We start from the raw sequence: 9,238 nt of genomic DNA, 5'->3' as shown, positions 1-9,238 counted from the left end.
AACACAGAAGCTGTGGCAGAATTCTACAAAGGCGCTGTATCAAACGTTTTTTTTATAACAGTTTTTTTCAAAGGATAGACCGGTTTTGGCCGCTACAACCCTGCTTCTTGTCCTTGTTCAGGCGTTTCAAGTACGTTGGGCGCCTGTTTCCGGCGTTTGATTTTCAGTTCGCTGACGATCACGGCAATGACGATCAGCAACCCGCCAAACAGCGCGATACCCGGCAAGCGCTCGCCTGCGATGCGTCCAACGATACCGGCCCAGACCGGTTCGCCTGCATAGATCAGCGTTGCCCGGGTCGGTGAAACCGATTTCTGCGCCCAGTTCATGGCCACCTGAATGACCGCGCTCATGGCGCCAAGACCCAGGGCGCTGAGCAGCAGCAGCCAGGAGAAATCCGGCAGTGGTTCCTGGGTAGGCAGCACCATCAAGAACGACAGCACCGAGGCCGTTGCCAGTTGCACCACTGTGACCCGGCGTACATCGACCTTGCCGGCATAGCGGCTGATCAGGATGATTTCCGCGGCGATTGCCACGGCACTGACCAGCGTGACGATCTCGCCGGTACTCAACTGCAGCGAGCCGCCTTCCGGGCCAGCCAGCAACATCAGGCCGACAAAGGCCAGGCCAATCCCCAGGCTTGGCATCAGGCCTGGACGCCGGCCCAGTACCAGCCATTGCAGCAAAGGCACAAAGGGCACGTACAAGGCAGTGATAAAGGCCGACTGGCTGCTGCTGATGGTCTGTAGTCCATAGGTTTGCAAGCCATAGCCGAGCATGATCGAGATCCCGATCAGTACGCCGGCTTTGAATTCGGTAGCAGTCAGTCCCGACAAAGCACGGGCCGAGACCAGGCCGACGAACAGGGTGGCAGCGGCAAAACGCAGGCCGACAAAGAACATCGGTCCGCTGACGGTCATGACGTTATGTACCAACAGGAAGGTTCCGCCCCAGAGCATGGTGATAAACACCAGGACCAGTTCGGCCCTGCTCAGCCGGAACGAAACGGAAGGGCGATCTGCGCGGTTAATGGAAGTCATGGCCTTGCACACGGAAGAAGGGCGACGCACAATTGCGGCGAAGTGGGCAGTATACTGCGCAAATACTATTGGTGAGCAATATAGTGCACAAACATTCCAGCCAGCGCGCCTCGGTGCTGCAGCATGTCAGCCAAAACGTTCGTCGCCTGCGCCACGCCGCTGAACTCAGTCAGAATACTCTGGCAGAAAAGTCCGGCGTCAGCCGACGCATGCTTGTGGCCATCGAGGCTGGGGAGAACAATGTCAGCCTGACCACCCTGGATCGCCTCGCCGAGGCGCTGGGAGTGGCCTTTACCGATCTGATCCAGGCCCCTGACAACCGTGACCCGAGCCGCATCAACGAGCTGGCCTGGGCCGGGGTCCATCCCGGCAGCCGCGCGGTTTTGCTGGCCAGTTCGGTCGCCAGTCGCGAGGTGGAGCTGTGGGAGTGGCGACTGGAGCCGGGCGAGGTTTATCAATGCGAAGCTGACGCCGATGGCTGGAGCGAGCAACTGTATGTGGCCGAGGGTTGCCTGACCCTGGCCATCGGCGATCAGCAACACGTGCTCCGGGCCGGTGACTTTTTCAGTTATGCCAGCAATTGCATTCATGCCTATCGCAACGATGGCGAGGTGGCTACGCGGTTTGTGCGCAACGTAGTGATCTAGTTAGCCGCATCGCGGTGGTTGCCAGACAGATAGTCCTCGGTGGTGATCACCTGGGCATAGGCGAATGCCAGTGAAGCCATGTAGGCCGCATGCACCTGGGCGGCAGGCACGGCCACACCATTGAATTCCAGGTCACGGCTGGCGCAGGCATCATGGATCACTGTGACGGTATAGCCGAAGTCGGCGGCGGCACGGGTGAAGCCGTCGATGCACATATGGCTCATGCTGCCGATCACCGTCACCGCTTCGACTTTGTGCTCGTCCAGCAGGGCCTTGAGCTCAGTGTTCAGGAACGAATTGACTTTATGCTTGAGCACGACGGGTTCACTTGGCCGCGTGGCAACCTTGGAGTGGATCTGCGCGCCTTCTGACCCCGGGGTGAAAAACGGTGCATCAGCCGATTCGAACTCATGGCGCACATGCACCACCAGATCACCTTTGGTCCGGGTTGCGGCAAGAATCCTGGCGGCATTGTCGGCGGCGCGATCGGCACCATCCAGAGTCCATTTGCCACCTGGGAAGTAGTCATTCTGAATGTCGATGATGATCAGGGCGTGCTTGCTCATTTCAAAAGCCTCTATCGGTGAGTGGTTGTGGCCTGGTGATAGTTATAGGCTTGAGCGCTAGGCTTGCAGATTGGCGCGAACGACAAATTGGCGGGAAAAACTGACAATGACAAAAGGCTGCGACACGCTGGAAATCGGTCTGTTGGTCTACCCTGGCGCACAGGCGGCAGCGGTGCATGGGTTAACCGATCTGTTCGCTATCGCCAATCGCCTGCGTCATGAGCTGGGTGCGCTGGAGCGCCCAGAGCTGCGTATCAGTCATTGGAGCGAAACCGCAGGCCAGCAGCTGACAGCGGTGTTCGATAGTCATCCAGGTGGCCACCATCGGCTGCGGGTAATGATCATTCCGCCGAGCCTGACCCAGACACCGTCCCCTGAGTTGCTCGAACGTTATCGCCAGAATCTGCGCCAGTGGCATCGCGATGGTGCCTTGCTGGTGTCGGTGTGTGTCGGGGTGTTTTTCATTGCCGCCAGCGGCCTGCTCGATGGACGGCCAGCCACGACTCACTGGAATTTCGCTCAATCTCTGGCTGAGCGCTTCCCGGCGGTGAAAGTCGAGGCCAATCTGCCACTGCTCGATGACGGTGACATCATTACCTCAGCCGGACTGATGGCCTGGACAGACTTGGGTTTGAGGTTGGTTGAGCGTTACCTGGGCGAGACCCTGGCAGCCGAGACCGCACGGTTCCTTGCGGTGGAGCGTGTGAGTGGCAGCGCCCCCGGCAGTGTTTTCAGTCCGCGCCTGGATCATGGCGACGAAGCGGTGCTCAAGGTTCAGCACTGGTTGCAAAGCAGCGGTGCGCGGGATGTGAACCTGAAAGTCATGGCTGATTGCGCAGGCCTGGAGTCGCGTACTTTTCTGCGTCGTTTCCGCAACGCCACGGGCCTCAAACCCACCGAGTACTGCCAGCAGGTGCGGGTTGGTCGTGCTTGCCGGATGCTCGAGTTCACCAACCGCAGCATCGACCAGATCGCCTGGGGAGTGGGGTATCAAGACCCGGGTGCCTTTCGCAAGGTCTTCCACAAGGTCACCGGGCTTGCGCCCAGTGACTATCGGCGGCGGGTGGCGGGCAGCATCGGCTGATCCTCCTTGCTGGGGGCTGGTCCTGAACCTGGCCTAATCGGCTGCTTCCGGTCCGGGCTCCAGTAACTGCGGACCCGGTCCGTGCTCACTCAACTGGTCATCACAATTGCGCAGCGGGCAACTCTGCAGCGACATGCAGCCGCAGCCAATGCAGCCATCAAGCTGGTCGCGCAGCACCAGCAGTTTGTCGATACGCCGGGTCAGGTCCTGGCGCCATTGCTCGGACAACCGTTGCCAGTCCGTGACGCTGGGCGCACGCCCCACGGGCAGTGTCCGTAGTGCGGCATGAATAGTGGCCAGAGGGATACCCAGGCGCTGCGCCATCTTGATCACCGCCACCCGGCGCAGGGTTTCGCGGGGGTAGCGCCGTTGGTTGCCGCTGCTGCGGGTACTGTGGATCAGCCCCTTGCTTTCGTAGAAGTGCAGGGCGGTGACCGCAACCCCGCTGCGGGCAGCCAGCTGGCCGACGGTCATGATCTTCTCGGCGGTGCAAGGTTGAGGCATGGTGATAAATCTCTTGACCTTGAGTTAACTAGAGGTTTTACCCTGCCTGCCGTCGCGTCGCAAGTTCAATGGCAGGGAGAAAATGCCGATGATGGTTTCAGAGCGCAGCTTGTGCTTTATCCAGATGATCGAATTCGAGGTGATGCCAGAGCGTCAGCATGCTCTGGCCCAGGCGCTGAACGAGAGAAGTGAAGCGTTGGTAATGCGCCATTCGGGCTTGCTGGGTGCGAGCATCCAGGCCAGTGTCGATGGTTGCCGTGTACTGCAGTACCTGCAATGGCAGTCGCGTAGCGCCTGGGAGGCGGCGGCCAGCAGCTTTGCACAGGAACCCTTCCTGCAATTGATTCAGCAGCATCAGGCCAAAGGTGTGAATTTCGCCGCTTTCCAGACCTTGAGCAGCTTGTCACGCAGCGCGACGGAGGGGCTGCATTGTCAGCTGCCGGTCGCTCAGGAATACCAGGGCGAGTGGTGAGGGTAGTGGTCCAGGCGGGCACCGATGACCATCTCGCTGACCCAGGCGCCGAGAATCGAGCTGTAGGCTTTCTGGCTGCGGTCGCTGGACAGCGCATGATCAGCGCCGTCAACGATTCGATGGGTCAGGGAGTGGGCGCTGACGAACGCTGAGCGGTAACTCATCAGCGTGCTGTGCGGGACATAATCGTCCTGCTCCGACTCGACCAGCAGCACGTCGCCGGCGAATTCGGCGCAGGCCCCCAGGGCGCGATTATCGGTGGGTCCCAGCGGGCGTCGGCGGTAGTCGTTCAAGCGTTGGCGGTCAAGGTCGTGCTTGGGCATTGTCCAATCATCGTCCCAGTACAGCGCCGGCACCCTCAGGGCCAGCCATTTGACTGGTCTCAAGGCGGTCAGCAAGGTCGCCAGGTAGCCCCCGTAACTGCTGCCGATTATGGCAATCGCACGGGTGTCGACGGCAGGGTGGCTGACCAGCCGGTCATAGGCAGCCAGCAGATCTGCCAGGTTCTGCTCACGGGTGACACTCAGGCGCTGGCTCTCGGTTTTTTCATGACCGCGCAAGTCGAAGGTCATGCACACGCAGCCCAGGCCAGTGATCTGCTTGGCGCGGGCCAGGTCGCGCTGCTGGCTACCGCCCCAGCCGTGAACGAAGAGAATGCCCGGCACCTTGTCGCCGGGGCTGACGATGGTTGCGGCAATTGTCTCATCGTCGACGTGGATCTCGATGGACTCGCTATGGATGGTCATAGTCGCGTAACCGTGCATATTTGCAGAATCTTCCGAGTTCACTGTCATCCCCCTGATAGAAAATAGTCGCATCGGCAGGCAGGTCGGGTGTGCCAAAGACTTCATGGGTCGAGGCGCGCAGGCGTGTCAGTGCAGGGTCTGCGGCAAATGCCTGCAAGGCCAGGATTTCGGCGCTGCTGGCACCGCCGATGCGCCAGGATTGCTCGAGCACGCCGCTACGCGGTCTGCCCTCACAGTTCAGGCCCCGGGCGACGTCATAGTTGCGGCGTGAAGCGATAAAACCGGGAAAGTTCTGCAACGCCGCCTGCTCATAGGTTCTGGCCTGGGTGATGGCCAGGCGCAGAGCGTCTTCGAGCCCGAGTTGCAGCAAAGTGTCGTAGTCACCGCGTACCAGCACCAGGTCCGAACCACCGTAGATTTCTTCGCCGCTATGGTCGTGAGTCAACTGCTGGGTGCCGTAGTAGCTGCACAGGATGCCAGCCACCAGAGCCTGGCCGACACTGAAGGTCTGCACCTGGGTCAGGTTCTCCTCCAGGGTAAGCCCCCAGAGCGCGAGCTCTTTCTCATCAAGGCCGGTAAGCGCCTGTTCGACCTCCACCATCGATGTGACCACGGTTTGCCCTCTGCCTGCCGTGGCGCGAACCGGTTTGATCCGTAATGGGCCGTCACGCAGCAACAGTGCGGCTGCATGCGCAGCGTCCTCCAGGCTGAACGCCGTGTAGCCGCGCAGCAAGGCATCACTGGCCTGACGAGCAAAGTCATCGGTCCAGCCTAGCGGGTAGCGGGCATTGGCGGGCAAGGGGTGGGAAATGGCTTTGGTGGCCATGTAGGGTCTGGCCACCACACCACCGAACAGGTCCTGGGTCGAGGCAATGCCGATTTCCTGATAACGGGCGGGATCGATCAGGGTTTCGGTGGGCAGGTAATAGAAGTTGTCATGTGCGGTTGGAGGGTGGGTTGGCACAACCACCTGTGTGTCGAGCAACTGCGCCAGGCGTTCGGCAAGTTTCAGGTGCACGTTGTGTTCGTGTTCGGGGGTGTGCTGGCGGGTATCGAGCAGTACGACACCTTGCTTGTGGTCGGTCGAACGGGGCATGGGCGAGTTCCTCGGCGACGTCAGGTCGTCCAGGCATGAGGTAATTCCCCATGCAAGGACTGTAATGTTGTGAAGACCTGAGGGCGCGGAAGTTCACTAGAACTGAAGCGAAATTGTTTTTAGGTTATATAAATATATTTATTGATAATTTATTGTTCTAATGGATTGTGAGGCACAATAGAGTCAATGCTTGCCTGCGCATATAAAAGCAGCGTCTTCTTTACTAGGCATGGACAACCAGAGAGCCTGCAGCAATGAACAGCTTCCCGTTGTATTTCGACTACGCCGCCACGACACCTGTCGACGAGCGAGTCATCCAGGTGATGGTCGAGTGCCTTGGTGCCTCGGGCAACTTTGGCAATCCGGCATCCGGGTCGCACCGCTATGGTCAGCAAGCACGCGTGGCTGTGGAACAGGCGCGTATCCAGGTTGCCACGCTGGTCGGTGCCGAGGCCGGGCAGATTGTCTGGACTTCGGGGGCTACCGAGTCCAACAACCTTGCGCTCAAAGGCGTTGCCCAGGGGTACCGGGCAGGCCATATCATCACCAGTCAGATCGAACACAAGGCTGTGCTTGATAGCGTTTTTCAACTGGAGCAGGCAGGCTTTGCCGTGACCCGTCTGGCCCCTGACGCCCAGGGCCTGATCAGCCCTGAGGCAGTAGCTGCGGCGCTGCGCGATGACACCGTGCTGGTCTCACTGATGCTGGTCAACAATGAGCTGGGCACCGTCAATGATGTTGCTGCAATCGGCCAGCTTGTTCGTGATCATGGCGCGTTGCTGCATGTGGATGCTGCCCAAGGGGCCGGCAAGCTCGGTATCGACTTGAGGCAGTTGCCTGTAGACCTGATGTCGTTCTCGGCCCATAAGGTCTACGGGCCCAAGGGGATCGGCGCCTTGTATGTCGGTGAGCGCGCCCGGCCGTTGCTTCACGCGCAGATCCATGGTGGCGGACACGAGGGCGGCTTGCGTTCAGGAACGCTGGCCACCCATCAGATTGTCGGTATGGGCGCGGCGTTTGCCCTGGCGGGTGATCTGCAGGCAGACGAAGCGCAGCGCATTGGCCAGTTGCGCCAGCGCTTGCTTGAAGCTCTTGGTGAAATCTCCGGACTTCAGATCAACGGTAGTCCTGTGCAACGCATCGACCATACCCTGAGCCTGACCTTCAAAGGCGAGAGTCCGCACTTTGCGACCCTTGCCGATAACCTGGCGTTCTCTTCGACTTCGGCCTGCAACTCGTCCAGCAATAAGCCCTCGCATGTGTTGCTGGCATTGGGACTTACACCGCAGTTTGCGCGCCAGACCATGCGCTTGAGCCTTGGCCGCTATACCCGGGAGCAGGATGTCGATCAGGCTGCAGCGGCAATCAAAGCCTCGTTACAGTCGCAACCTTTCTGGGCGGTTGCCGGGGGCTGAAGCCTGCTCCATTATCTGCGGCTATAACAACGGATGCCGTGGTAGCAGGAGTCAGCATGAACACTCAGTCTTCAACGCAGGGAGCGGTGAGCGCACGCCTGGCAGCGATTCGCCAGGTGATGAATCGGGAAGGGGTCGACGCCCTGCTGGTGCCGTCGGCCGACCCGCATCTTTCCGAGTACCTGCCAGAGTATTGGCAAGGCCGGCAATGGTTGTCCGGCTTCCAGGGCTCGGTAGGCACATTGATCGTTACGCCAGAGTTCGCAGGCCTGTGGGCTGATAGCCGGTATTGGGAACAGGCTGAGAAAGAGCTGGCCGGTAGCAGTATTCAGTTGATGAAGTTGCAGCCGGGCAAGCCGGGGCCGCTGGACTGGCTGGCCGAACAAGTACCCGAGGGCGGTGCGGTGGCGGTTGATGGTGCGGTCATGGCGTTGGCTTCGGCGCGTCAGCTGGTGGAGCGCCTTACTGCCCGCAATGCACGCCTGCTCACAAAGAGCGACCTGCTTGCCCAGGTTTGGGATGGTCGTCCTGAGTTGCCAAACAACCCGGTGTACCAGCACCTGCCGCCCGAAGCGACGGTGAGTCGCGCCGAAAAACTTGCCCGGCTGCGCCAGACGCTACGCGAACGTGGCGCCGACTGGCACTTTATTGCCACCCTTGACGATATCGCCTGGTTGTTCAACTTGCGTGGCAGTGACGTCTCCTACAATCCGGTGTTCGTATCCTTCGCACTGGTTGGCCAGGACAAGGCGATCCTCTTTGTTGCGCTCGGCAAGCTGGATGCATCGTTGCGCCAAGTGCTCGAGGCCGATGGCATTGAAGTGCGCGACTACACGGCTATCCATGCGGCATTGGCCGCAGTTCCGGGCGTCGATAGCCTGCTGATCGATCCGGTGCGGGTTACCCAGGGATTGATTGACAGTTTGTCGACTGAAGTACGTTTGGTCGAAGGTATCAACCCCACGACCCTGGCCAAATCGCAGAAAAGTACGCAGGACCTGACCCATATCCACAATGCCATGGAGCAGGATGGTGCAGCGTTATGCGAGTTCTTTGCCTGGCTCGAGGCCGCGCTGGGGCGAGAGTCGGTTACCGAGCTGACCATCGATGAGCAGCTCAGTGCTGCCCGTGCCCGTCGCCCTGGCTTTGTGTCGTTGAGCTTTTCGACCATCGCCGCTTTCAATGCCAACGGAGCCATGCCGCACTACCGTGCGACCGAAGCGTCCCATGCACGTATTGAAGGCGATGGCTTGCTGCTGATTGATTCGGGTGGGCAGTATCTGGGCGGTACCACGGATATCACCCGCATGGTGCCAGTGGGCACACCAAGCCTTGAGCAGAAACGGGACTGTACCCGGGTGCTCAAGGGCGTGATTGCACTCTCACGTGCGCGGTTCCCGCGAGGCATCCTTTCACCGTTGCTCGATGCTATCGCCCGGGCGCCGATCTGGGCCGATCAGGTCGATTATGGTCATGGTACCGGACATGGCGTCGGTTACTTCATGAATGTGCATGAAGGACCACAGGTCATTGCCTACCAGGCAGCAACGGCACCGCAGACAGCGATGCAGGCCGGAATGATTACCTCAATTGAGCCGGGCACTTACCGTCCAGGGCAGTGGGGGGTACGAATCGAAAACCTGGTTTTCAACCGTGAAGTGGTGGGGC

The 9,238-nt window shown here is 59.9% G+C and carries 10 protein-coding genes (1 of these 10 only partly in view); 5 read left to right on the top strand and 5 right to left on the bottom strand.

Going from position 1 to position 9,238, the window contains the following annotated elements:
- Nucleotides 1-92: 92 nt before the first annotated feature.
- A complete protein-coding gene (locus ACVI9W_RS03790; protein ID WP_461529242.1) occupies nt 93-1,040 on the bottom strand; it encodes a DMT family transporter in 948 nt (315 codons plus the stop codon).
- Between the two features lie 83 nt (nt 1,041-1,123).
- Here ACVI9W_RS03790 and ACVI9W_RS03785 point away from each other — a divergent pair, with 83 nt between their 5' ends.
- The gene (locus ACVI9W_RS03785; RefSeq protein WP_461529241.1) at nt 1,124-1,687 is read left to right on the top strand and encodes a helix-turn-helix domain-containing protein; all 564 of its coding nucleotides are present in this window, start codon (nt 1,124-1,126) and stop codon (nt 1,685-1,687) included.
- Here the strand turns inward: ACVI9W_RS03785 and ACVI9W_RS03780 are convergent.
- Complete coding sequence (locus ACVI9W_RS03780; RefSeq protein WP_461529240.1) at nt 1,684-2,253, bottom strand: cysteine hydrolase family protein; 570 nt, start codon at nt 2,251-2,253, stop codon at nt 1,684-1,686. The two genes, ACVI9W_RS03785 and ACVI9W_RS03780, sit on opposite strands and share 4 nt — an antisense overlap.
- Nucleotides 2,254-2,359: 106 nt before the next feature.
- Between ACVI9W_RS03780 and ACVI9W_RS03775 the strand changes: the two genes are divergently transcribed.
- On the top strand, nt 2,360-3,337 hold the full coding sequence (locus tag ACVI9W_RS03775) for a GlxA family transcriptional regulator (RefSeq protein WP_461529239.1): 978 nt from the start codon (nt 2,360-2,362) through the stop codon (nt 3,335-3,337).
- Nucleotides 3,338-3,370: 33 nt separating this feature from the next.
- Here ACVI9W_RS03775 and soxR read toward each other — a convergent pair whose 3' ends face one another.
- On the bottom strand, nt 3,371-3,841 hold the full coding sequence (gene soxR / locus ACVI9W_RS03770) for a redox-sensitive transcriptional activator SoxR (protein WP_461529238.1): 471 nt from the start codon (nt 3,839-3,841) through the stop codon (nt 3,371-3,373).
- Between the two features lie 88 nt (nt 3,842-3,929).
- On the opposite strand from soxR, the gene ACVI9W_RS03765 reads away from it, so the two are divergent.
- Complete coding sequence (locus ACVI9W_RS03765) at nt 3,930-4,313, top strand: antibiotic biosynthesis monooxygenase (protein ID WP_461529237.1); 384 nt, start codon at nt 3,930-3,932, stop codon at nt 4,311-4,313.
- Here the strand turns inward: ACVI9W_RS03765 and ACVI9W_RS03760 are convergent.
- Together ACVI9W_RS03760 and ACVI9W_RS03755 are read right to left on the bottom strand one after the other, a co-directional pair.
- Complete coding sequence (locus ACVI9W_RS03760) at nt 4,289-5,059, bottom strand: alpha/beta hydrolase family protein (protein WP_461529236.1); 771 nt, start codon at nt 5,057-5,059, stop codon at nt 4,289-4,291. The genes ACVI9W_RS03765 and ACVI9W_RS03760 overlap by 25 nt on opposite strands.
- Complete coding sequence (locus ACVI9W_RS03755) at nt 5,046-6,155, bottom strand: DUF3182 family protein (protein WP_461529235.1); 1,110 nt, start codon at nt 6,153-6,155, stop codon at nt 5,046-5,048. Before ACVI9W_RS03755 ends, ACVI9W_RS03760 begins: the two co-directional genes overlap by 14 nt.
- A gap of 254 nt (nt 6,156-6,409) precedes the next feature.
- Between ACVI9W_RS03755 and ACVI9W_RS03750 the strand changes: the two genes are divergently transcribed.
- Both ACVI9W_RS03750 and ACVI9W_RS03745 read left to right on the top strand, forming a co-directional pair.
- Complete coding sequence (locus ACVI9W_RS03750) at nt 6,410-7,570, top strand: cysteine desulfurase family protein (protein ID WP_461529234.1); 1,161 nt, start codon at nt 6,410-6,412, stop codon at nt 7,568-7,570.
- A 56-nt stretch (nt 7,571-7,626) separates the two neighbouring features.
- A protein-coding gene (locus ACVI9W_RS03745) for an aminopeptidase P family protein (RefSeq protein ID WP_461529233.1) crosses the window boundary here: on the top strand, nt 7,627-9,238 show its 5' portion. 200 nt of this gene lie beyond the right edge of the window; 1,612 of the gene's 1,812 nt are visible here — the first part of the coding sequence; the start codon lies at nt 7,627-7,629; the stop codon falls past the right edge of the window.

Source organism: Pseudomonas sp. 210_17 TE3656, from assembly GCF_054821965.1.
This window is presented reverse-complemented; position numbering and strand designations above follow the sequence as displayed.

Excerpts from the sequence above, each read along its gene's own strand:
- ACVI9W_RS03755 (WP_461529235.1), bottom strand. The coding sequence starts at position 6,155 with ATGCCCCGTTCGACCGACCACAAGCAAGGTGTCGTACTGCTCGATACC.
- ACVI9W_RS03750 (WP_461529234.1), top strand. The coding sequence starts at position 6,410 with ATGAACAGCTTCCCGTTGTATTTCGACTACGCCGCCACGACACCTGTC.
- ACVI9W_RS03775 (WP_461529239.1), top strand. The coding sequence starts at position 2,360 with ATGACAAAAGGCTGCGACACGCTGGAAATCGGTCTGTTGGTCTACCCT.
- ACVI9W_RS03790 (WP_461529242.1), bottom strand. The coding sequence starts at position 1,040 with ATGACTTCCATTAACCGCGCAGATCGCCCTTCCGTTTCGTTCCGGCTG.
- ACVI9W_RS03765 (WP_461529237.1), top strand. The coding sequence starts at position 3,930 with ATGATGGTTTCAGAGCGCAGCTTGTGCTTTATCCAGATGATCGAATTC.
- soxR (WP_461529238.1), bottom strand. The coding sequence starts at position 3,841 with ATGCCTCAACCTTGCACCGCCGAGAAGATCATGACCGTCGGCCAGCTG.
- ACVI9W_RS03780 (WP_461529240.1), bottom strand. The coding sequence starts at position 2,253 with ATGAGCAAGCACGCCCTGATCATCATCGACATTCAGAATGACTACTTC.
- ACVI9W_RS03760 (WP_461529236.1), bottom strand. The coding sequence starts at position 5,059 with ATGACCATCCATAGCGAGTCCATCGAGATCCACGTCGACGATGAGACA.